This window comes from Cupriavidus nantongensis, assembly GCF_041726985.1.
Classification (GTDB): Bacteria; Pseudomonadota; Gammaproteobacteria; order Burkholderiales; family Burkholderiaceae; genus Cupriavidus; species Cupriavidus nantongensis_A.
Genome location: NZ_CP168302.1, coordinates 1889945 through 1911509, shown reverse-complemented (window position 1 = coordinate 1911509; position 21565 = coordinate 1889945). Strand labels below are relative to the sequence as shown.

19 protein-coding genes are annotated in these 21565 nt (G+C 69.2%); 12 read left to right on the top strand and 7 right to left on the bottom strand.

The window, feature by feature from the left end:
- The first annotated feature begins 93 nt into the window (after positions 1–93).
- From ACEI37_RS08335 to ACEI37_RS08325, 3 genes are all read left to right on the top strand, one after another.
- Positions 94–1203: an alkene reductase gene (locus ACEI37_RS08335; RefSeq protein WP_373376268.1), complete on the top strand. Its 1110-nt coding sequence runs from the start codon at positions 94–96 to the stop codon at positions 1201–1203.
- Between the two features lie 13 nt (positions 1204–1216).
- The gene (locus ACEI37_RS08330; RefSeq protein ID WP_373377737.1) at positions 1217–2377 is read left to right on the top strand and encodes an MFS transporter; all 1161 of its coding nucleotides are present in this window, start codon (positions 1217–1219) and stop codon (positions 2375–2377) included.
- Positions 2378–2764: 387 nt separating this feature from the next.
- The gene (locus ACEI37_RS08325) at positions 2765–3244 is read left to right on the top strand and encodes an SRPBCC domain-containing protein (protein ID WP_373376267.1); all 480 of its coding nucleotides are present in this window, start codon (positions 2765–2767) and stop codon (positions 3242–3244) included.
- Between the two features lie 51 nt (positions 3245–3295).
- On the opposite strand, the gene ACEI37_RS08320 is transcribed toward ACEI37_RS08325, so the two are convergent.
- From ACEI37_RS08320 to ACEI37_RS08300, 5 genes are all read right to left on the bottom strand, one after another.
- Complete coding sequence (locus ACEI37_RS08320) at positions 3296–3511, bottom strand: hypothetical protein (RefSeq protein WP_373376266.1); 216 nt, start codon at positions 3509–3511, stop codon at positions 3296–3298.
- 105 nt (positions 3512–3616) lie between these two features.
- Positions 3617–4234: a TetR family transcriptional regulator gene (locus ACEI37_RS08315; RefSeq protein ID WP_373376265.1), complete on the bottom strand. Its 618-nt coding sequence runs from the start codon at positions 4232–4234 to the stop codon at positions 3617–3619.
- 13 nt (positions 4235–4247) lie between these two features.
- Positions 4248–4646, bottom strand: coding sequence for a nuclear transport factor 2 family protein (locus ACEI37_RS08310; RefSeq protein ID WP_373376264.1), 399 nt, complete (start codon positions 4644–4646; stop codon positions 4248–4250).
- Between the two features lie 24 nt (positions 4647–4670).
- Complete coding sequence (locus ACEI37_RS08305; protein ID WP_373376263.1) at positions 4671–5456, bottom strand: SDR family NAD(P)-dependent oxidoreductase; 786 nt, start codon at positions 5454–5456, stop codon at positions 4671–4673.
- A gap of 37 nt (positions 5457–5493) precedes the next feature.
- Positions 5494–6396, bottom strand: coding sequence for an alpha/beta fold hydrolase (locus ACEI37_RS08300; RefSeq protein ID WP_373376262.1), 903 nt, complete (start codon positions 6394–6396; stop codon positions 5494–5496).
- Positions 6397–6523: 127 nt separating this feature from the next.
- On the opposite strand from ACEI37_RS08300, the gene ACEI37_RS08295 reads away from it, so the two are divergent.
- From ACEI37_RS08295 to ACEI37_RS08265, 7 genes are all read left to right on the top strand, one after another.
- Positions 6524–7312, top strand: coding sequence for an SDR family oxidoreductase (locus tag ACEI37_RS08295; protein ID WP_373376261.1), 789 nt, complete (start codon positions 6524–6526; stop codon positions 7310–7312).
- Positions 7313–7482: 170 nt separating this feature from the next.
- Positions 7483–9054 carry a DUF1302 domain-containing protein gene (locus ACEI37_RS08290; protein ID WP_373376260.1) on the top strand — a complete coding sequence of 524 codons (1572 nt, stop codon included), beginning with the start codon at positions 7483–7485 and terminating at the stop codon, positions 9052–9054.
- A gap of 68 nt (positions 9055–9122) precedes the next feature.
- Positions 9123–9905, top strand: a complete 783-nt coding sequence (dmpE, locus tag ACEI37_RS08285; protein WP_373376259.1) for a 2-oxopent-4-enoate hydratase — start codon at positions 9123–9125, stop codon at positions 9903–9905.
- Between the two features lie 27 nt (positions 9906–9932).
- On the top strand, positions 9933–10838 hold the full coding sequence (locus ACEI37_RS08280; protein WP_373376258.1) for an acetaldehyde dehydrogenase (acetylating): 906 nt from the start codon (positions 9933–9935) through the stop codon (positions 10836–10838).
- An 11-nt stretch (positions 10839–10849) separates the two neighbouring features.
- Positions 10850–11875 carry a 4-hydroxy-2-oxovalerate aldolase gene (gene dmpG / locus ACEI37_RS08275; RefSeq protein WP_373376257.1) on the top strand — a complete coding sequence of 342 codons (1026 nt, stop codon included), beginning with the start codon at positions 10850–10852 and terminating at the stop codon, positions 11873–11875.
- A gap of 142 nt (positions 11876–12017) precedes the next feature.
- Complete coding sequence (surE, locus tag ACEI37_RS08270; RefSeq protein WP_373376256.1) at positions 12018–13004, top strand: 5'/3'-nucleotidase SurE; 987 nt, start codon at positions 12018–12020, stop codon at positions 13002–13004.
- Positions 13001–13690, top strand: a complete 690-nt coding sequence (locus ACEI37_RS08265) for a hypothetical protein (RefSeq protein ID WP_373376255.1) — start codon at positions 13001–13003, stop codon at positions 13688–13690. Before surE ends, ACEI37_RS08265 begins: the two co-directional genes overlap by 4 nt.
- A 59-nt stretch (positions 13691–13749) precedes the next feature.
- Here ACEI37_RS08265 and ACEI37_RS08260 read toward each other — a convergent pair whose 3' ends face one another.
- Both ACEI37_RS08260 and ACEI37_RS08255 read right to left on the bottom strand, forming a co-directional pair.
- Positions 13750–18936, bottom strand: a complete 5187-nt coding sequence (locus tag ACEI37_RS08260) for an AAA family ATPase (RefSeq protein ID WP_373376254.1) — start codon at positions 18934–18936, stop codon at positions 13750–13752.
- A gap of 39 nt (positions 18937–18975) precedes the next feature.
- Entirely contained in the window at positions 18976–19635 is a 660-nt protein-coding gene (locus ACEI37_RS08255) for a response regulator transcription factor (protein ID WP_373376253.1), read from the bottom strand.
- Positions 19636–19997: 362 nt separating this feature from the next.
- Here ACEI37_RS08255 and ACEI37_RS08250 point away from each other — a divergent pair, with 362 nt between their 5' ends.
- Positions 19998–20684 carry a hydrolase gene (locus ACEI37_RS08250; RefSeq protein WP_373376252.1) on the top strand — a complete coding sequence of 229 codons (687 nt, stop codon included), beginning with the start codon at positions 19998–20000 and terminating at the stop codon, positions 20682–20684.
- A gap of 52 nt (positions 20685–20736) precedes the next feature.
- Positions 20737–21558: an alpha/beta fold hydrolase gene (locus ACEI37_RS08245; protein ID WP_373376251.1), complete on the top strand. Its 822-nt coding sequence runs from the start codon at positions 20737–20739 to the stop codon at positions 21556–21558.
- Positions 21559–21565 lie beyond the last annotated feature (7 nt).

The following is a 21565-nucleotide window of genomic DNA, read 5'->3' as shown; positions in this document are numbered from 1 at the left end:
ATATAAACCGCGCAAACTTCGGTCCATTGAAGCAAGCCTGCACCCCGCGGCCACGCAGCCGACGGCGGTGCTCTTCCTGATCGAGGCCCTCAAATGACTCTGCTGTTCAAGCCCTTCGCCCTGGGCGAGCGCCAGCTCGCCAACCGCATCGCCATGGCGCCGCTGACCCGTTCCCGCAATCCGGACGGGGTGCCCAACGATCTCAACGCGCTCTATTACAGCCAACGCGCCGACGCCGGACTGATCGTGACCGAAGGTACGGTGATCTCTCCCAGCGCACAGGGCTTCCTGTTCAACCCCGGCCTTTACACGCCGCAACAGGTGCAAGGCTGGCGCAAGGTCACGGACGCCGTCCATGCGAAGGGCGGCACTATCTTCACACAGCTCTGGCATGTCGGCCGCGTCAGCCATGTGTCGATCCAGCCCGGCGGCATCCAGCCGGTCAGTGCCACCAGCCAGGTCGCGAAGGACACCAAGGCCTGGGGCTATACCGCCGACGGCACGCCGGGTGCGGTCGATGCCTCCCCGCCCCGTGCACTGACGACCGGCGAGGTCTATGGGGTGATCGCCGATTTTGCTGAAGCGGCGGCCAATGCGGTCGAGGCCGGCTTCGACGGCGTCGAGTTGCATGGCGCCAATGGCTACCTGATCGAGCAGTTCCTGAACCCGACCGTGAACGACCGCACCGATGAATTCCGCGGCGACACGCTGGCAAGCCGCACCCGTTTCGCCCTGGCCGCCATCGATGCGGTGGCGGCGCGCATCGGTGCGCATCGCACGGCCATCCGGCTGTCTCCCTATGGCGGCCTCGGCGACATGGGCCACTACGCTGATCTCGAGGAGACCTACCTCCATCTCGCCGATGAGCTCTCGCGGCGCAAGATTGCGTACGTGCACCTGATGGACCAGAGCACGCGCGGCAGCTCGGCAATGCCGGATGATTTCCTCGCCAAATTCCGTAGCCGCTTCCAGGGCGTGCTGATCCTTGCGGGTGGCATGACGCGCGCGCGCGCCGAGAACTTGATCGCCGCTGGCCGCATCGACATGGCGGCATTCGGCGAGCCGTTCATTGCCAACCCCGACCTCGTCGCACGACTGCAGAACGACTGGCCCCTGGCCGCGTCGAACCGCGCGCTCCACTACGGCGGCGGCGCCGAGGGCTACACCGACTATCCCGCCTACGACGGCCGGGCCGCGGCCTGATCGGGTTGCCATGATGAAATCCAATACCGCACTGCTTGCGCTGGCCATCGGTGCTTTCGGCATCGGCACCACCGAGTTCGCGCCGATGGGCTTGCTGCCCGTGATCGCCGAAGGCGTCGACGTCAGCATTCCCACGGCGGGGATGCTGATTACCGCGTATGCGATTGGCGTGATGGTCGGCGCGCCGGTGATGACGTTGCTGTTCAGCCGCTTCGGCAAGCGCGCCGCACTGATGGCGTTGATGGCCATCTTCACCATCGGCAACCTGCTGTCGGCGCTTGCGCCGGGATACGCGACGCTGCTTGCCTCGCGCCTCGTCACCAGCCTGAACCACGGCGCCTTCTTCGGCCTCGGTGCCGTGGTGGCGGCAAGCGTGGTGCCGAAGGACAAGCAGGCCAGCGCCGTGGCCACCATGTTCATGGGCCTGACCATCGCCAATATCGGCGGCGTGCCGGCGGCAACCTGGATCGGCCAGCAGGTCGGCTGGCGCCTGGCGTTCGCCGGCACCGCCGTGCTGGGGCTGGTCGCCATCGTCGCGCTCTGGCTGGCGCTGCCGCAAGGCGAGCGTGGCACGCCGCCGGATGTGCGCCGGGAACTGGCCGTGCTCACCCGTCCCAATGTGTTGCTGGCGCTGGCGACGACGGTGCTGGGCGCGGGCGCGATGTTCACGCTCTACACCTATATCGCGCCGGTGCTGGCGGAGTTGACTGGCGCTTCCGGCAGCTTTGTCACCTTCGCGCTGGTGCTGATCGGGGTTGGCTTCACCATCGGCAACCATGTGGGCGGCCGGCTCGCGGACTGGTCGCTCGATGGCGCGAGCAGGATCGTGCTGTCGGCGCTGGCTGTCATCATGCTGGTGCTGCCGTTCGCCTTCGCCCACCACGTCACCGCGGCGCTTGGGCTGTTGCTGTGGGGCGCCGCGACCTTCGCCGTGGTGCCGCCGGTGCAGATGCGGGTGATGGAAGCCGCCGCGGAAGCGCCGGGGCTGGCCTCGTCGATCAACGTCGGCGCCTTCAATCTCGGCAATGCCCTCGGCGCCGCGCTGGGGGGCGGGGTCATCAGCCTGGGACTCGGCTATCGCGCCGTGCCGGTTGCCGGTGGCCTTCTGGCCGCGGCCGGATTGCTGCTGGTGTGGCGCGGCAGGGCAAGCCGGCGCGCGCTTGCTGCTTCGTAAAGGCCGCTGCTCGCAAACCCGCAGCGTCATCAACGGAGTCGGGCTTTCCAACTCCAGCTTGCGTACTCCCTCTCCCGCTTGCGGGAGAGGGCCGGGGTGAGGGCCGGAGCATCAACGAAGTCCCGAAAATACACAGCAAAGACAACGCGCAAAAAAAAATGCCGGCCATCCCCAGATGGCCGGCACCAAGCTCACAGCAGATGGAGAAATGCGGCCCCGCCGCGCAGCGCCGCCGCCGGACAGCGCGAGCGCGGGGCCGAGGCTCAATTTGCATCAGCGCGGTGGCGCCGCCTTCGTCCACCCGGACTCGTCCGTTCGGGGTATGCGGAGCGCTGGCGGGTGGCTCTAGTGTTTCCCTTCCCAATGACTTTGATGAAGGAGGAGACCATGGCCAAGGCCGAGAATCTGGTGACGTCGATCCAGGTAGAAATCGAGGCGCCGGCAGCGCTGGTGTGGGAGGTACTGACCGACTTTGCGCGCTACGGCGAATGGAACACGTTCTGTCCCGGGCTGGAGACCACCGGGCGGCTCGGCGACATGGTGCACATGCAGGTGCGAATTCCGGGCACTGACCAGCTGATCCCGGTCAACGAGTACCTGGTGGCGTGGGAACCGGAGCGGCTGCTGTCGTGGGAGCAGCGCCCGACCGACGACAACAAGGACGCCGCGCGGCGCGACCAGTACCTGGAAGCGATCGGCCCGGGACGCACCCGCTACTTCACCACCGATCTGTTCCTGGGCCTGAATGCCGAGACCATCATGCGCGAGCACGGCGCCTGGGTGAAGCAGGGCTTCGACCAGGTGGCACGCGACGTCAAGGCGCGCGCGGAAGCGCTGCAGGCACAGCGGCAGGCCAGCCGCAACTGAGCAAGCGGCGCGTGACCGGCCCGGAGCCCGGGCCGGCCGATCCTTACAGCGTTACTGCGGCGGGCGCTGGCTCAGCACCACCAGCGCCGCGGCGCCGCGGCTGCGCACGCAGGCGTCATCGCAGCGCTCCAGGACGGCTTCGGCGGAGTGCCTTGTCACCGTGGGCCGATCCTCCTGGCCGGCATCCATCGCCAGCCCCCAGGCCACGCCCATGGCGGCACCGGCCCCCACCAGGCCTGCCGCCCAACGAAATCCGAGCCGCTTCATCGCTGTCTCCTCCGCTTGCCCTGCATTTTTTCCGGGCTATGGAAAGCATCGTAGTCAGCGGCGGGCCGGAGCTCTTCGTCCGAGCAGACTAAGGGGTATCCCGCATCAGCGCGGGAAGGAAGTGGCGTCGGATCGACAAGACGCGCGCGCGGCGGGCAGCGCCGCATGGCCCTGGTACAGCCGCGCCAGCGCCGCGGCGCTGCCGGACAGGCCGGAAGGCGCCAGGTGCATGGCATGCGCGCCCAGCAGGCCCCACAGGTGCGCCACCAGCAGGCCGGCGAGGCCCGGGTTGGGCAGCAGCATCGCGAACGTGACGCGCAGCGATTCGATGCCGCGCAGCACGCGCTCGCGCAGCGGACACAGTTCGCAGGCGTCGCTGCACTTGTGCTGCAGCAGCGCTGCGATCAGGCTGACATGGCGCGCGAGTTCGTCGCCGTGCAGAAGGGCCTGCAACGCCTGCGCCAATGCGTCCGGACCGGCGCCACCCTGCGCCAGCGGCGCGAGCCGCGCGGCGAAGTCGGCTTCGGCGCAGGACAGCAGCGCGCCCAGCAGTTCGGCACGGGAACGGAAGTGCCCGTAGACGGCACCGCGCGTCATGCCGATGGCGCGCGCCACGTCGTCGACGGTAACGCAGTGCAGGCCGCGGTGGCGGATCAGCTGCTGCGCGCTGGCGAGGATGCGCGCGCGCGTGACGGCGGCATCCTCGCGGGTGTGGCGGGCCATCGGCGCGGCGCGCTTACACGAAATGGACGTCGTCCGGGCCCCAGTGGGCGCGCATGCTGCGGATGCGGCCGTCGTCGCCGAAGCTCATGATGTCGGTCACGTCGATGCGCGCCGGCCGCCCTTCCAGCCGCGCATGCACGGCGAAGGTCAGTGCGGCGGCGTTGCCGTGCGAGCCGCGCGGCGGCGCCACCACCTCCAGTCGCGCGCCCAGCGCGGTGGCGTGCTGGTAGAACGCGAGGATGGCGGGCTTGCCAGCGATGGGCTGCGCGCCGACCGGATCTTCCACGGTGGCGTCGTCCGCGTAGAGCGCGGCAACGCCCTGCGCGTCGCCGGCGTTGAAGCGCTCGACATAGGCGAGCAGTGCCGCCTTCATCGCGGCGCTGTCGGGATGGGGATTGGGGCCCTGGGACATGGGATGCTCCTGGTCGGGGGGGTTTCAGCGTGCGGTGTAGCCGCCGTCGATCACCAGTTCGGCGCCGGTGACGTAGCGTCCCGCGTCGGACACCAGGTACAGGATGCCTGCCGCAATGTCGCGCGGCTGTCCCACCTTGCCCGCGGGCGTAAGGCCGCCCAGGTAGTCGAACAGCCCCTCGCCCTGCCCCGAGGCCTGGGCCACGTGTTCCAGCATCGGCGTGCGGATAAAGCCCGGATGAATCGAATTGGCGCGGATGTTCTTGCCGGCGTACAGCAGCGCGTCGGTCTTGGCCATCATCCGCACCGCCGCCTTCGACGCGTGGTAAGGCGGCACGTCCGGCCCGCCGGCGATGCCGTACATCGACGACACATTGACGATGGCGCCGCCGCCGGCACGTTCCATATGCGCGATGGCGTGCTTGGTGCACAGGAAGGTGCCGGTTACGTTCACCGCCATCACCTGCTGCCATTGCTCCAGCGCCAGTTCATGGGTGGGCGCATTGGGCCCCTCGATACCAGCGTTGTTCACCAGGATGCCGAGGCCACCGAAGCGCTCGGCGATCTCGGTGAATACGCGCGCCACCTCGTCTTCGCGGGTGACGTCGAGCTTCCAGAAGGCGGCTTCGCCGCCGGCCGCGCAGATCGCTTCGGCCGTGGCCTTGCCGTCTGCTTCCAGCACGTCGAGCACGGCCACCCTGGCACCAGCGGCCGCGAGCACACGCGCGGTCTCGGCGCCGATGCCGCGCGCGGCCCCGGTGATGGCCGCTACCTTGCCTTGCAGGCCGAACAGGTCATACGGGTATTCCATGATGTCTCCTTGGTATTTGTCTTTTGGGTGGAGGACATTATGCCGTGCCGCCCGGTGCGGTATCGGCCAGGAAGCCCAGGCATTCGCGGTTGAAATACGCCGCGTGCTCGACCATCACCCAGTGGCCGCAGCGGTTGATCATGACAAAGCGCGCATCGGCGCAGCCGCTCAGGAACTTCGCCGCGCCCGAGGCGGGATTGAACTGGTCCTCGGTGCCCCAGAAGCCCAGCACCGGGCAGCGGATCTCGCCCAGGCGTTCGGTCAGGTTGGGCACCTTCATGGTGGCCAGCACCTCGCGCGGCTGCTCGCGGCATACCGCCATGCGCTCGTCGACCAGCGCGTCCGTGACCAGGCCGGCGTCGTGCACAAGCAATTGCAGCAGCTGGCGCATGGTGTCGGGGTTCATGTGGCCGCCGGTGAACAGCGACACCATGCGCTGGATCCCGGCCATCTGGAAATAAGTCTCGCGCTCTTCCACGCCGCCGGGCGCCATCATCACCAGGCGGCTGACATGCTCGGGATAATCGAGTGCGTACTGCAGCGCGATGGCGCCACCCAGCGAATTTCCCACCAGCACGCAGCGCGGCAGTTCCAGCGCCAACAGCTGCTCGCGCAACGCGGCGACGAAGAAGTCCAGCGTGTATTCGACATCGTCCGGCTTGGACGACAGCCCGTAGCCCGGCAGGTCCACCACCACGGTGCGGAAGCCCGCCGCGGCAAACGCCGGCACGTTGTGGCGGAAGTTGCTGTGCCCGCTCGCGCCCGGTCCGCTGCCGTGGATAAAGACCACCGGCTCGCCGGCGCCGGCATCCAGGCAGTGCAGGCGCAGGCCCGTGGCGGTGGTGATGAAGCGTCCCACCGGCAGGTTGGGGTGGAGCGAAGCTGGCTTGGTGGAGGTGGACGGAGGTGTCGAGGGCGTGTGCTGCGAGGTAGCGGACATGAGGGCGTCTCCCTTGGTTTGCCAGCATCTTGCGCAGCGCCACCGCCGTGGGCATCGTTCATTCGGACTACGAGCCCCCGCGCCACTTCTCCTACGATGGGCGCTCCATGCAAAACGGGGCAAGCCCATGACAGGATTCGAATACACCGGCCAGACCGTGCTGGTCACCGGCGGCATGCGCGGCATCGGCCGCGCCATCAGCGAGGCCTTCCTGCGCGCCGGCGCGCAGGTGTTCGTGTGCGGCCGCACCGCGCCCGCCGACGACAGCGAACTGCCGGCCGCGGACGGCCGCTGCGCCCGCTTCATTGCCGCGGACATCCGCGACCTGGAACAGGCCGACGCCATGCTGGCGCAGATCGCGCAGGCAAGCCCGACGCTGGACGTGGTGGTACACAACGCCGGCGGCGCGCCGTTCGCGCTGGTCGCCGATGCCTCGCCGCGGCTGCTCGAGTCGGTGATCCGGCTCAACCTGGTGGCGCCGCTGCAGCTGGCCCAGCGCTGCAATGCGCGCATGCAGCAACAGGCCGGCGGCGGCACCCAGCTGTTCGTCGGCAGCGTCAGTGCGCTGCGCCCGTCGCCCGGCACCGCGGCCTACGGCGCCGCCAAGGCGGGCATCCTCAACGCGGTGCGCACGCTCGCGGTGGAATGGGCGCCGCGCGTGCGCGTGGCCGCGGTGAGCCCGGGCATGGTGCTGACCGATACCTCGCAGCAGCAGCACTACGGCGATCCGGCGGCCTTGCGCAGCATGGCGGCGACGGTGCCGCTGGGCCGGCTGGCGCTGCCGGACGACATCGCCGCCGCCTGCCTGTTCCTGGCGTCGCCCCAGGCCTCGTACGTGAGCGGCGCCAATCTCGTCATCGATGGCGGCGGCGAACGGCCGGCCTTTCTCGACGCGGCCTCGATCAATCGCACCTGAGTCGCACCCGGGTCGCACCTGAGTCGCACCCGAGCCGCTGCCCGTAGGGTAAGCGCCTAGTCCGTTCTGCCGATTTGTGCATGGCTCCCCCTCTCTACGCTTCTCGTCCAGGCGAGGGCCGATCGAAGTGCCAGGCAATGAACCAACACCGATTTCACGGGGAGACCACCATGCACCAACCACCACGCGGGCCACAGCAGCGCCGCAACCGGCTGCGGCCCATCGCCGCGGCAGCGGCCCTGATGGCGCTGGCCGCGCTGCTTGCGCAGCCCGCGCAAGCCGGCGACACCATCGACTTCGGCAACGACACCACGCTCGACTACAGCGTCACCGCGTCCTACGGCGCGGCGCTGCGCACCGGCCGCCAGAGCGACGCGCTGCTGAGCCCGGCCAATATCAATGGCGACGACGGCGACCGCAACTTCAAGCGCGGCGACATGACCGCGAACCGCGTCTCGCTGCTGGGCGAAGCGCACCTGAAGCGCGGCGAATTCGGTGCGCTGCTGCGCGGCAGCGTGTTCTACGACTGGGCCTACAGCGGTACCAACTCCAACAACGCGCCGTTCACGGTCAACCACAGCGGGCCGTTCAACCAGTTCACCGAGTCGGCGAAGGACTACCACGAGCACCGCGCACAGCTGCTCGATGCCTATGTCTACGGCGCCACGCCGATCGGCGGCACGAAGCTGAGCTTCAAGCTGGGCAACCAGGTGGTGGCCTGGGGCGAGAGCCTGTTCTTCGCCAACATCGCCGGCGCGCAAGGGCCCGCCGATGCGACCAAGGCCTTCGTGCCCGGCGCCGAGGTCAAGGACATCCTGCTGCCAGTGCCACAGGCCTCGCTGCAGCTGCAGGTGACGCCGACATTCAGCCTGATGGGCTATTACCAGTTCACCTACAAGCCGAACCAGATGTTCGCGCCGGGCAGCTATTTCAGCACCACCGACGTGGTCGGGCCCGGCGCCGAGTTCATCATCGGGCCCGGCTTCAACATCCCGCGTGGCCCGGATATCCGCCCGTCCGACTGGGGCCAATGGGGTGTCGGCGCGCGCTTCCGCGTGTTCGAGGACACCGAGATCGGCATCTACCAGCTGCGCTACCACGACAAGAACCCGAGCGTGGTCACTTCGCTGTTCCCCACGCTGCAGTACCAGCAGAAGTTCTACGGCGGCATCAACCTGACCGGCGCCAGCTTCTCGACGCAGCTGCTCGGCGCCAACGTCGCCGGCGAAGTCAGCTACAAGGACGGCGTGCCGATGCTGGTGGACGTGGCGGGGTCGCCCACCGCCTCGCGCGGCAAGGCGCTGCAGGGCCAGCTGTCGGCGATCTATTCGGTGGGGCCGACCTTCCTCGCCGACTCGCAGTCGCTGCTGGGCGAAGTCTCGTACCTGCACGTGCTGGACGTGGACCCCGTGATGGGCTTCAGCAAGCTGGCGAACACGCGCAACTCGGCGGCGTTCCAGGTGGGCTGGTCGCTGACCTACAACAACGTGTTCGACGGCTGGGACATGACCGTGCCGCTGACCTATGCGCAGCAGTTCAGCGGCAAGTCGGCGGTGGCCGGCGCCTTCGGCACGCTGATGGGCTATGGCGACAAGCGCGCCAGCGTCGGGCTGACCTTCAAGTACCTGAACAACCTGGAGCTCAACCTGACCTACGCCGCGTTCATCGGCGGCGCCAATATCGTCAACCGCCCGCTGGCCGACCGCGACTACGTGGCCTTCAACGCCAAGTATTCGTTCTGACCCGCGCCCCGGTCCGCACCGCCTGCACGGCCGCGCGGACCGCCCTGCTTTCTGCCCTGCTCCCTGCCATGAACGCCGACCTGATCACCACGCTCAGCAACGAACTCCACCAGGCGCTGGTCACGCGCACGCCGGTGCCGCCGCTCAGCGGCCGCGGCCTGGCGCTGGATGTCGGCGCTGCCTACCGCATCCAGCAGGGCTTTGTCGCCCACCGGCTGGCGGCCGGCGACCGCGTCACCGGCAAGAAGATCGGCGTGACCAGCGCCGCCGTGCAGCAGATGCTGGACGTGCACCAGCCCGACTTCGGCATCCTGCTGCAGAGCATGCACTACGCCGCCGGCCAGCCCATTCCCACCGCGTCGCTGATCCAGCCGCGCGCCGAGGGCGAGATCGCCTTCTTCCTGCGGCGCGACCTGCGCGGCCCGGGCGTGACGCGCGACGACGTGCTCGACGCCACCGAGGCGGTGGCAGCCTGCTTCGAGATTGTCGATTCGCGCATCCGCGACTGGCGCATCCGCATCGAGGACACCGTTGCCGACAACGCCTCGTGCGGCGTCTATGTGCTCGGCGACGAGCGCGTGAGCCCGCTAGCGGTGGACCTGGCCGCCTGTGCGATGACGCTCGACAAGAACGGCGAATGCGTCGCCACCGGCCTGGGCAGCGCCGCACTGGGCCACCCCGCCGACGCGGTGGCGTGGCTGGCCAACACCCTGGGCAGCTACGGCATTCCCCTGCTCGCCGGCGAGACCATCCTGTCGGGCTCGCTGGCGGCGCTGATTCCCGTGCAGGCGGGCGACCGCCTGTCCATGCATATCACTGGCATCGGCGGCTGCGCCGCCGTGTTCTCCTGACTGTCTGACCTTGCGATCCCAAACACCATGAACAAGATCCGATGCGCCCTGATCGGTCCCGGCAATATCGGCACCGACCTGCTCTACAAGCTGCGCCGCAGCGACATCCTGGAACCGGTCTGGATGGTCGGCGTCGAGCCGGGCTCCGAAGGCCTGGCGCGTGCGCGCGAGGTGGGGCTGAAGACCACCAGCGACGGCATCGATGGCCTGCTGCCGCACCTGGAGGCCGACGATATCCGCATCGCCTTCGATGCCACCTCGGCCTATGTCCATGCCGAGCACTCGGCCAGGCTGACCGCGCGCGGCGTGCGCGTGATCGACCTGACGCCGGCGGCGATCGGGCCGTTCTGCGTGCCGCCGGTCAACCTCGAGGCCCATATCGGCAGCAACGAGATGAACGTCAACATGGTCACCTGCGGCGGGCAGGCCACCATCCCGATGGTCTATGCGGTATCGCGCGTGCAGCCGGTGGCGTATGGCGAGATCGTGGCGACGGTGTCGTCGCGCTCGGTCGGGCCCGGCACGCGCCGCAATATCGACGAGTTCACGCGCACCACCGCGGGCGCGATCGAGGCCGTGGGCGGCGCGCGCCAGGGCAAGGCGATCATCGTGATCAACCCGGCCGAGCCGCCGCTGATCATGCGCGACACCATCCACTGCCTGACCGAAGACGCGCCGGACGTTGCCGCCATCACCGCGTCCGTGCACGACATGATCGCCGAGGTGCGCAAGTACGTGCCCGGCTACACGCTGAAGAACGGCCCCGTGTTCGACGGCAAGCGCGTCTCGATCTTCCTTGAGGTGGAAGGACTGGGCGACTACCTGCCCAAGTACGCCGGCAACCTCGACATCATGACCGCCTCGGCCGCCAGGACCGCCGAATGCATCGCCGCCGCCATGCGCGCCGGCAACCCCGAAACCGCCACTGCCTGAGGAGCCCGGCCATGGCCCAACGCATCACCCTGCACGACATGACCCTGCGCGACGGCATGCATCCGAAGCGCCACCAGATCTCGCTGGAGCAGATGAAAGGCATCGCCCGCGGGCTCGATGCCGCCGGCGTGCCGCTGATCGAAGTCACCCACGGCGATGGCCTGGGCGGCGCCTCGGTCAACTACGGCTTCCCCGCGCACAGCGACGAGGAATACCTGCGCGCGGTGCTGGGCGAGCTGAAGCAGGCGCGCGTGTCGGCGCTGCTGCTGCCCGGCATCGGCACCGTCGACCACCTGCGCATGGCGCACGAGATCGGCGTGCAGACCATCCGCGTTGCCACGCACTGCACCGAGGCCGATGTCTCGGAACAGCATATCGGCATGGCGCGCAAGCTCGGCATGGACACCGTCGGCTTCCTGATGATGGCGCACATGGCACCGGTGCAGACGCTGGTGCAGCAGGCGCTGCTGATGGAAAGCTACGGCGCCAACTGCCTGTACATCACCGACTCCGCCGGCCACATGCTGCCGCACGATGTCACCGAGAAGCTCACCGCGGTGCGGCAGGCGCTGCGCCCGGAGACAGAGCTGGGCTTCCACGGCCACCACAACCTGGCCATGGGCGTGGCCAATTCGCTCGCCGCGATCGCATGCGGCGCGACCCGCATCGATGCCGCGGCGGCGGGCCTGGGCGCCGGCGCCGGCAACACGCCGATGGAAGTGCTGGTGGCCGTGTGCGAGCGCATGGGCATCGAGACCGGCGTCGACGTATTCCGCATCGCCGACGTGGCCGAGGAGCTGGTGGTGCCGATCATGGACCACCCCATCCGCATCGACCGCGATGCGCTCACGCTGGGCTATGCCGGGGTGTATTCGTCGTTCCTGCTGTTTGCCAAGCGCGCCGAGGCCAAGTACCGCATTCCCGCGCGCGAGATCCTGGTGGAGCTCGGCCGGCAGCGGCTGGTAGGCGGCCAGGAAGACATGATCGAGGACACGGCGATCACGCTGGCGCGCGCGCGTGGCCTGCCGGTCGCGTAAGGACCGCACCGCTTTCCCTCCCGCGCGGCCCACCGGTAATGCCGTTCCGTTAACCACAGTCGTTCCCGCGAAGGCGGGAACCCAGTGACTTTATCCCCGAAGGGGAATGACAGTCCCACAAAGAAAGAGGAGACAGGTACCCATGCTCAGACTTCGTGCCCGCCCGCGGCTTGCCGGCTTCGCCTTTGCTGCCATGGCACTGGCCGTCGCGTCCAGCCCGGCCCACGCCCTCAATGTCCTGCTGACCAATGACGACGGCTGCGCCGCGCCAGGCATCACCGCGGTGCGCAAGGCCCTGCAGGACGCCGGCCACCGCGTGATCACGGTCGGCCCCGCCACCAACCAGAGCGGCTCGGGCGCCGCCTATGCCCCGCCAGATGGCCGTACCCGGCTGGTGCTGGACCCGCTCGCCGGCAGCGCCGATACCTTCTGCGTGCACCGGGTCAAGCCCACCTTTGTCGCGGGCAGCGCGCTCAACAGCACCAATCCGGACTATATCGGCACCGGTTCGCCGGTCGACGCCACCGCCATGGGCCTGAAGATCGTCGCGCCGGAAAGCGGCTTCACGCCGGACCTGGTGGTATCGGGCGCCAACTTCGGCGAGAACCTGTCGGATTCCATCCCGCATTCGGGCACGGTGATGAACGTGCTGTTCGCCGCGCGCCGCGGCGTGCCCGCCATCGCGCTGAGCGTGGGCGTGGACTTTGCCGAGGCACGCTCGGGCTTCCCGGCTACCATCGCCGCGTTCCCGAAGGCCGGCGCCTTCCTGGCCCGCGTGGTCGCGACCCTGGAGGCCAGCCGCCCCGCCGGCCAGCCGCTGCTGCCCGTGGCCCACCCGCTCAGCATCAACTATCCGGTCGGCGGCACCCCCGCCGGCGTGCGCCTGACCGTGCCCGGCACCGTGGATTCCTTTACCACGGCCTACAAGCGCAATCCCGACAACACCGTCTCGATCGACGTGGGCGCGGCGGAGACCGAACTGGCCGCGCTGGCGAAGACCGCCGAGACGCCCGCCTTCCTGGCGAAGTACATCACCATCTCGCCGCTCGACGTCGACTTCCGCCCGACGCCGCTGGCGCGCGGCTTGTTCAACCGCTCGCGCCGCGAGCTGGCCAACCTGGCTCCGTGAGCACCGATACCATGGGCAAGCAACTTCGACACTGGCGCCACCTCGTGCTCGCATGCGGGGTCGCGGCCGTCGCGGCATGCGGGGATGAGCCCGCGCAGGAGGTGAGCGGCACCGCGGCTGTCGGTGCAGCGCTGGCCGGCGCCACCGTGCAGGTGCGCGACACGCAAGGGCAGGTGCGGCACACCACGGCCGATGCCAGCGGCGCGTTCCGCCTGTCCGGCGTGCCGAACGGCGCGCTGATGGTCCGCTGCGAGGGCGGGCTCGTAAGCGGGCTCACACAGGGCGAACCGAATCGGCAACGCCTGCACGGCCTGGTGCTGGGCGGGCGCACGGTGAATTGCACGCCGCTGACCGAGCTGGCGCTATGGAAGCTGACGGGCGGCCCGCCGGCCCAGGCCTTCGACGTCTTCGGCTCGGCAAGCACCAAGGGCCTGTCAGCCGAAGCGCTGGCCGAAGCGGAGAGCGCCGTGCTGGCGGCACTCGCCGCGGGGGCCGGGGTCGATGTCGATCCCGCCGCGATCCCGCGGCGCTGGCACGACACCCCGCTGCAGGCGGGCAATGCCGGCGATCCCCACGATGCCGCGCTGGACGCGCTGCGCGAAGCCATCGCCGACCAGGCCTCGATGGATTTCATGGGCGAGATGGTGGTGCACGGGCTGTGCGTGGCGGACGGGAACTGCGGGTGATGCAAGGAATGCGGGGCGCGAGAGAACCACCGCCCCGCAACGCCGCGGCGGTGGCTCTTTCAGGGTTCCGCCGCCGGCAACATCTCGCATACCGGCAGCCGGAACATGAATTCGCTGCCGCCACTGCGCCGGTTGCGCACTTCCAGCGTGCCGCCATGCGCCTCGATGATGGAGCGGCTGATGGCGAGGCCCATGCCCATGCCGTCTTCCTTGGTGGTGAAGAACGGATCGAACACCTGGCCCAGCACGTCATCGGGGATGCCCGCACCGTGGTCCTGCACGCTGACGACGACGGTGTCCTGCTCGCGGTACGAGGTCACGATCAGCTCGCGCTGCGCGGGCGGGGTCTGCGCCATGGCGTCGAGCGCGTTGGTGATCAGGTTCAGCACTACCTGCTGCAGCTGGACCCGATCGGCTTCGACCACGGCGGCTCCCGCCGCCAGCCGTGCGACGACCCGGACCTCACGCGCGTCGATGTCCAGTCGCGCCATCTCCAGTACTTCACGCAGGACATCGTCCGGATGCAGCGGCGCCAGAACCGCCGGCACTTGCCTGGCCAATGCGCGCAGCGCACGGATGATATCGGCGGCGCGCAGCGCGTACTGCTTGATGTCGGTAAAGCCGTCGAGCGCCTCGGCCACCTCCGGCCTGGGCCGGTTCAGCCAGCGCAGGCTGGCGTCGACGGTGGCGACGATGGCGGTCAGCGGCTGGTTCACTTCATGCGCGATCGATGCGGCCAGGCCGCCCATCACGGTCAGGTGCGAGGTGCGCGCCAGTGCCGAGCTGGCGCTGCGCAGCCGCATTTCGGCGGCGACGCGGCGGTTGCTTTCGTCGATCAGCTGCTGGTACAGGCGCGCGGTCTCGAGCGAGATCGCCACCTGCGGCGCCAGCACCTCGAGCTCCGCGATCCGGGTGGCGTCGAACACCGCCGGCGCCAGGCTGTTTTCCAGGTAGAACACGCCGACCAGGCTGCCGCCGCGCAGCAGCGGCAGGCACAGCACCGAGCGCGGGCCGCCGGCAATCGCGCCCCTGGTGCGGATCGACGGGGCATCGACCATGGCGTCGTCCAGCGCCAGCGTCTGCCGGGTGCGCAGCACGCTGTTGAGCACCGCCAGCGGCAGTGCCTGCTCGCTCGGCATCGCGCTGCCGAGCGTCACCGCCACCTTGCCATCGAGCACGCGTGCCGAGGCCTCGATCATCGGCTGCTCGCCGCGCATCCGCAGCAGCAAGCCGTATTGCGCGCCGGCATGGACCACCACATGGGTCATCAGCGTTTGGATCAGCCGGTCCATCACGATCTCGCTGGACAACGCCCTGGCCGTCTTCATGCCGAGCTCCCAGCGGCCCGCGCTGAGCTTGCCGTCGGCGCCGCCGTGGTCTTGCCCCGCCACATTGCGTTGCGGATGGCGCGCCTCCAGCAGCATCGCCTTGTGGTCGGCGCCCCAGCGGCGGTAGCCGGCATGGGCCAGGCGCCAGTGCTGCGCGGCCGCGGTCGGCAGGCCGCGCGCTTCGCACAGCATGCCGGCCAGCTCGTGCGCGAGCGCCGCCTCATGAACGAATCCGGCCGCGGCGGCATCCGCCGCTGCCTGCTCGTAGCCGGCCAGCGCCTGGAGCGAATCACCGCGCATGCGCGCCAGCTCTGCATCGACCAGCGCCAGCTTGCCGCGGAAGGTGAGCGGGTTCAGCGCGGCCCAGCGGGCAAAGCAATCGCGATGCGCGGTTACCTCGGTCATGACGTCGTCCGACGCCGCTCCGGTAGTCGCGTGCGACAGCGCAAGGGCCAGATACAGCCGGCAATCCGCGACGTTGATATGGGCCGGCGCCGACCAGATCAGCGTCTCGGCCTCGCGCAGGCTGCGCACCGCGTAGTCCCATTCCTGCCGGAACACCGCCGCCATGCCGTCGTAGAGCCAGATCCAGAACCGGGTCGGCAGCGAGTTGGCGCGCGCCAGCCGCTGCGCCGCGCTCATCTGCTGCACGGCCTCGCCTTGCGGCTGCGCTTCGTCGCCGCTGCGCAGCCGGCGCAGGAAATGGTGCTGCGAATACAGGATCAGCTCGATATCCCGGTACTGCACCAGCCGCGTCAGCGCCAGCCCGCGGCCGATCTCTTCCTCCACCAGCCGCAGGTGCTCGCCCATGGCGAGCAGGTCGGACGCGATATGGTTGCAGGCATAGCAGGCCATGCCGATATCGCCGGAAGCGCGGCCCAGCGTGACCGCGCGCTGCGCATGCGCCAGCGCGTAGGACAGCGGCCGGGTCCAGGCGCTGACCTGGTCGATCGCCACCAGCGTGGCGATGCGCTCGGCCTCGTAGCCATGGCGGTCGGCCAGGTCCATCGCCGCCAGCCCGTAGGCCAGGCCGTCCTCGTATTCCTCGTACAGGCTGGCGATAAAGACGCCGAACCACGACAACCCGTATGGCGACTCCGCGGTGGCGCCGTGCGCAAGCGTCAGCTCCACCATCTTGGCCACGTGCAGGAAGCTGATGCCGTCGCGCACGAACAGCGACGAGATCAGCGTCGACAGCAGCCCCATGATGGTCTGGATGCGGCTGTCTTCGGTGGCCGGCAGGCTCCCCAGGCTGTCGATCGCGCGCCCGCCCAGCGCCTGCTTCACCGCGTCATAGGCCTCGCGCATACGCGCGGGGCCGGGCCTGCGCTCCAGGTGGATATCGAGCAGCGCCAGCCCCGACAGCGCGGCGTTGATCGCGCCCTCGTAGTCGGATCGCACGGTCTGCAGGCTGGCCTTGAGCCGATGCACGGCAGCCTTGTCCACGGCCGGCAGGTCGCGCGCGAGCAGCGCGTCGATCTCCTGCGAGGCCGGCTCCAGCCGCGCCTGCGCCAGCAGGCATTCGCAGTGCAGCACGCTGGCGGCGTAGGCCAGCGCGCAGTGCGTGGTCCACCATGATGGCTGCATCAGCGCGAACGCCGCGTCGGTGTAGCGCGTCGCCTGCGCCATCGCCGCGCTGCGCCGGGCGCGCCTGGCCGCCACCAGCAGCACCTGCACGAAGGCCACGCGTTGCGGCTCCGGCAGCGGCTGGCCGGCGGCGCGCTCGATCTGGTTGCCGATCTCGAAGGCATGCGCGGCCAGCTCGCCCTGCCAGTGCCCGATCATGATGGCTGCGATGCGCGCGTGCGCGGCCGGGCGCGCGCGGGGTTCGATCATGGCGTACGCGGCTTCCAGCACGCGGTCGTGCTGGAACGCATAGCCGTCCTCGCTCCGTACCAGCAGGCCGGCATCGACGAAGGGGCGCAGCCGCTCGCCGAGCTGCGCCGCGCCGAGTTGCGCCACGCACGCGAGCAGGTCTTGCTCGCAGCGTATGCCCACGCAAGCCAGCTGCCGGAGCAGCTCCGTGCCTTCCTCCGGCAGCCGCGCGAAGCGGCGGGTCATCAGGTCGGTCACGCTGTCGGTGTAGCGATGCTGCGCGGCATCGGCCTCGTCCCAGTGCCAGCCGGCGCGGCTGTCGCGGTCATCGCGGTAGGCCAGCACGGCGTCGTCGACCAGCGCACGCAACAGCTGGTACGAGAAGAAGGGATTGCCGCCGGTCTTCGCATGCACCAACTGCGCCAGCGCTTGCACGCGCGGCGCCGGCTCGTTGAGGGCGGCCGCCACCAGTTCGGTCAGCTCCCACACGGCCAGGGGCCGCACGGCGATGCGCGTGACCGGCAGCGCGCCGGCACGGCTGGCGTGCAGCAGCCACGAGAAGCGCTGCTCGACCTCGTTGCCGTGGTCCCGATAGGCGGCGATCAGCAGCAGGTTGCCCGGGCGCTGCGTGGTGAAGGCCTCGAGCAGCGCAATGGTCGACGCATCGGCCCATTGCAGGTCATCGAAGCACAGCACCAGCGGCGCGCCCTGGTCGGCAAAGGTGGCGAAGGTGGCAAGGATGGCCTGCTGCGCGCGCGCCTGCGCCTGCCGGGCCGGCACGTCGGCCAGCGGTGCGGTGCGTCCCAGCACCTGCTCCGCCTCGGGCACCAGCACGGCAACGGCCCGGCCCTGGCCCGCGAGCGCGCCCAGCCAGCGCTCGCGCACCGGCGCCAGCGCGGCTTCCGGCTCGCCCAGCAGCGGCAGCGTCAGCGCGCGGATCATCTGCGCGACCGGCGCGTACGGAATGTCGAGCTGCAACTGGTCGCTCTTGCCGCTGGCAAAGCGCATGCCCTGCTGCCCCGCCTGGCACGACAGCCACGCCGCCAGCGCCGACTTGCCGGTGCCGGCGGCGCCGGCGATCAGCACCAGCTCGGACTGGCCGCTATGGCGCACGCGCGCCAGCGCATCGGCGAGCTGCGCGGTTTCGCGCGCGCGACCAAAGAGCTCGCCGGACACGTTCAGCGTCGAGGTTGCACCGGCGGCATCGAGCCTGAACGGCGCGATCTCGCCGCGTTCGCGCCAGTCCGCCTGGCAGCGCAGCAGGTCGGCGAGCAGCGACATGGCGCCGGCATAGCGGTCAGCCGGGTCCTTGGCCAGCAGCCTGAGCACGATCGCCCCCAGCAACGGCGCGATGCCGGGGGCGCACACGTGCGGCGGCACGGGTTCGACGGCGAGATGGGCGTGCTGCCACGCCGCGGGCGAATCGGCCGTGAACGGCAGCGTTCCGGTCAGCATCCGGTAGAAGGTGACGCCGAGCGAATACAGGTCAGAGCGGGCACTGGTGCGCGCCTGGTCGGCGCGAGCCACTTCGGGCGACTGGTATGGCCACGATGCGGGGCCGGGGCGCGGCACCACGGAAGGCATGGCGTCCAGCGCGGTGGCATGGTCGAAGCCGGTCAGGCGCACGCCGGCGCTGTCGTCGGCGCTGTCATCGGCGCTATCGTCGATGAGCAGGTTGTATGGCCGGATATCGCCATGCAGCAGGCCGTGCGCATGCGCGCCCGCCAGGGCGCGCGCGCTGCCGATGGCCAGTTCGAGGAAGCGGGCGACCGGGAGCCTGGCATCGCCAAGCGTCGCGGCGAGGGTCGATACGGGCGCGCCGCCATACACCACCACCATCTGTTCTGCGCTGCGCAGCGTGGCAACCGGCACCGCGGCCCAGTCCGCCTGCAAGCGCCCCGCCAGCCGGGCTTCTTCCTGCAGTGGCCCGCTGTCGGCCAGCGGCGCACGCCTGGCGAAATAGCGCAGCCCGGTGTCCGGGTCCGACAGTTGCAGGTAATCGATGCCGTCCGACACGTGCAGCACGGTCTGCGCGGCCCGCGCCAGCCAGGCGTCGTCAAAGACCGGTGCGGGGCTTCGATGCGCGGGTATGCCAGGCGTCATGGGGGCGGGAATGATGACAGGCTGGGCGCCACGGCGCGCTCAGCCGCCGACCTTGCACAGGCCCAGCTGCTGCGCCATCAGCACCAGCTCGGCAAAGGTGCGCGCCTTCATCTTGCGCATGGCCTGGCCGCGGTGGATCTTCACCGTCACCTCGCTGATGCCGATCTGCGCGGCGATCTGCTTGTTGAGCAGCCCCGCCACCGCCAGGCCCATGACCTCGCCTTCGCGCGGCGTCAGCGACTGGTAGCTGGCGCGCAACGCGTCGAGCTGGCGCACTCCAGCGCGCCGCAGCCGGTCTTTCTCCAGCGCGGCGGCGACCGCATCGAGCAGGTCCTGGTCGCGGAACGGCTTGGGCATGAAGTCTTCGGCGCCGGCCTTCATGGCGGCGACCGTCATGGCGATGTCGCCGTAGCCGGTCATGAAGATGATGGGGATATGGACGCCCAGCTGGCCCAGCCGCGCCTGCAGGTCAAGCCCGCTCTGCCCCCGCAGCCTGACATCGAGCAGCAGGCAGCATGGCGTATCGGGCAAGCGCGTTGCCAGCAGTTCGGCGGCCGAGGCGAACAATGCCACGTTCAGGCCGACCGAGCGGAACAGGTTGCCCAGCGCCCGGCGCAGCGCGGCATCGTCGTCGACCACCAGCACCGTCGCGTCATCGTTCGCACTGGTGTCGGCTGGCTCCAGGCTCGGTGATGTCACGGTCAGGTCTCCAGTGCGCTCGGAAAGGTGTTGCGGATTATAACCAGCGGGCATGTCATCGCAAGGACCGTCATCGGTTCACGGCAGTGATGCACCGGGCACCCATACCATGGTGTTAGTTGCGGGCGCGTGCGGCGACAGCGCGTACGCCGCGCACCGCGCACCATGCCTGGGCACGGGGCGCCGCCGCCGGGTAATACGAACATACGATTTGCGTTGGCGCCAGCACCGACTAGTCTTCCTTCCGGCAGCGCTGCGGCCACGCGACCACGCCGCCCTGCTCCGCCCCCCTCCCGCGTTACGGCCTTGCGTTGAAGCAAGGACCGCACCCGGGCTCAACCCTGTTCCCAAGGAACGACACCATGTCCAACCCGAAGCTCGAAGTCCTCACCCCGCAGAACAGCCAGCTGATCATCATCGACCATCAGCCGCAGATGGCCTTCGGCGTGCAGTCGATGGACCGGCAGGCCATGAAGAACAACGTGGTCGGCCTGGCCAAGGCCGCCAGGATCTTCAATATCCCGACGACCATCACCACCGTCGAGAGCGAGTCGTTCTCGGGCTTCACCTATCCGGAACTGCTGGACGTGTTCCCGGAGCAGAAGACGCTGGAGCGCACCTCGATGAACTCGTGGGACGACCAGAAGGTGCGCGACGCGCTCAAGGCCAACGGCCGCAACAAGGTGATCGTCGCCGGTCTGTGGACGGAGGTCTGCAATACCACCTTCGCGCTGTGCGCGATGCTGGAAGGCAACTACGAGATCTACATGGTGGCCGATGCCTCGGGCGGCACCAGCAAGGAAGCGCACGACTACGCCATGCAGCGCATGGTGCAGGCCGGCGCCGTGCCGGTGACCTGGCAGCAGGTGCTGCTGGAATGGCAGCGCGACTGGGCCCAGCGCGACACTTATGACGCCGTGATGAAACTGGTCAAGGAGCATTCCGGTGCCTACGGCATGGGCGTCGACTACGCTTACACCATGGTCCACAAGGCCCCGCAACGCACCGCCACGCCGCACGAGTCGATCGCGCCGGTGCCGGCCCGCTAAGCCTGGCGATCTCGCCGCCTCCTGTCGTCCTCCTCCATCGCAAAGGTGAACCATGAGCTTTATTACCAGCAAAGACGGTACCCGGATTTTCTACAAGGACTGGGGCTCGGGCCGCCCGGTCGTGCTCTCGCACGGCTGGCCGCTCAATGCCGATGCCTGGGATGCGCAGATGCTGTTCCTGGTGCAGCAGGGCTTCCGCGTGATCGCCCATGACCGCCGCGGCCACGGCCGCTCGGACCAGCCCGCGCAGGGCAACGACATGGACACCTATGCCGACGACCTGGCGGCGCTGCTGGACGCGCTGGACCTGAAGGATGCGACGCTGGTGGGCCACTCCACCGGCGGCGGCGAGGTCGCGCACTACATCGGCCGCCATGGCACCAGGCGCGTGGCCAGGACGGTGCTGATCGGCGCGGTGCCGCCGGTGATGCTGAAGACCACGGCCTACCCCAACGGCCTGCCGATGGCGGTATTCGACGGCATCCGCAAGGGCGTCGCCGACAACCGCTCGCAGTTCTACCGGGACCTGGCGGTGCCGTTCTTCGGCTTCAACCGCGACGGCGCCCAGGTCTCGCAGGGCACCATCGATGCGTTCTGGGCGCAGGGCATGGCCGGCGGCATCGTTGGCCAGTACGCCTGCATCCGGGAGTTCTCGGAGGTGGACTACACCGAGGACCTGAAGAAGATCGACGTGCCGACGCTGATCCTGCATGGCGACGACGACCAGATCGTGCCGATCGGCAATTCGGCGCGCCTGTCGGCCGAGATCGTGAAAGACGCCACGCTGAAGGTCTACCCGGGTGCTTCGCACGGCATGTGCGTGATCAACGCCGACCAGGTCAATGCCGACCTGCTGGCCTTCCTGAACGCCTGAGCTTATG

What these genes read in the sequence shown, in the direction of transcription:
- ACEI37_RS08335 (WP_373376268.1), top strand. Translation starts at nt 94, where the DNA reads ATGACTCTGCTGTTCAAGCCCTTCGCCCTGGGCGAGCGCCAGCTCGCC.
- ACEI37_RS08330 (WP_373377737.1), top strand. Translation starts at nt 1,217, where the DNA reads ATGAAATCCAATACCGCACTGCTTGCGCTGGCCATCGGTGCTTTCGGC.
- ACEI37_RS08325 (WP_373376267.1), top strand. Translation starts at nt 2,765, where the DNA reads ATGGCCAAGGCCGAGAATCTGGTGACGTCGATCCAGGTAGAAATCGAG.
- ACEI37_RS08320 (WP_373376266.1), bottom strand. Translation starts at nt 3,511, where the DNA reads ATGAAGCGGCTCGGATTTCGTTGGGCGGCAGGCCTGGTGGGGGCCGGT.
- ACEI37_RS08315 (WP_373376265.1), bottom strand. Translation starts at nt 4,234, where the DNA reads ATGGCCCGCCACACCCGCGAGGATGCCGCCGTCACGCGCGCGCGCATC.
- ACEI37_RS08310 (WP_373376264.1), bottom strand. Translation starts at nt 4,646, where the DNA reads ATGTCCCAGGGCCCCAATCCCCATCCCGACAGCGCCGCGATGAAGGCG.
- ACEI37_RS08305 (WP_373376263.1), bottom strand. Translation starts at nt 5,456, where the DNA reads ATGGAATACCCGTATGACCTGTTCGGCCTGCAAGGCAAGGTAGCGGCC.
- ACEI37_RS08300 (WP_373376262.1), bottom strand. Translation starts at nt 6,396, where the DNA reads ATGTCCGCTACCTCGCAGCACACGCCCTCGACACCTCCGTCCACCTCC.
- ACEI37_RS08295 (WP_373376261.1), top strand. Translation starts at nt 6,524, where the DNA reads ATGACAGGATTCGAATACACCGGCCAGACCGTGCTGGTCACCGGCGGC.
- ACEI37_RS08290 (WP_373376260.1), top strand. Translation starts at nt 7,483, where the DNA reads ATGCACCAACCACCACGCGGGCCACAGCAGCGCCGCAACCGGCTGCGG.
- dmpE (WP_373376259.1), top strand. Translation starts at nt 9,123, where the DNA reads ATGAACGCCGACCTGATCACCACGCTCAGCAACGAACTCCACCAGGCG.
- ACEI37_RS08280 (WP_373376258.1), top strand. Translation starts at nt 9,933, where the DNA reads ATGAACAAGATCCGATGCGCCCTGATCGGTCCCGGCAATATCGGCACC.
- dmpG (WP_373376257.1), top strand. Translation starts at nt 10,850, where the DNA reads ATGGCCCAACGCATCACCCTGCACGACATGACCCTGCGCGACGGCATG.
- surE (WP_373376256.1), top strand. Translation starts at nt 12,018, where the DNA reads ATGCTCAGACTTCGTGCCCGCCCGCGGCTTGCCGGCTTCGCCTTTGCT.
- ACEI37_RS08260 (WP_373376254.1), bottom strand. Translation starts at nt 18,936, where the DNA reads ATGACGCCTGGCATACCCGCGCATCGAAGCCCCGCACCGGTCTTTGAC.
- ACEI37_RS08250 (WP_373376252.1), top strand. Translation starts at nt 19,998, where the DNA reads ATGTCCAACCCGAAGCTCGAAGTCCTCACCCCGCAGAACAGCCAGCTG.
- ACEI37_RS08245 (WP_373376251.1), top strand. Translation starts at nt 20,737, where the DNA reads ATGAGCTTTATTACCAGCAAAGACGGTACCCGGATTTTCTACAAGGAC.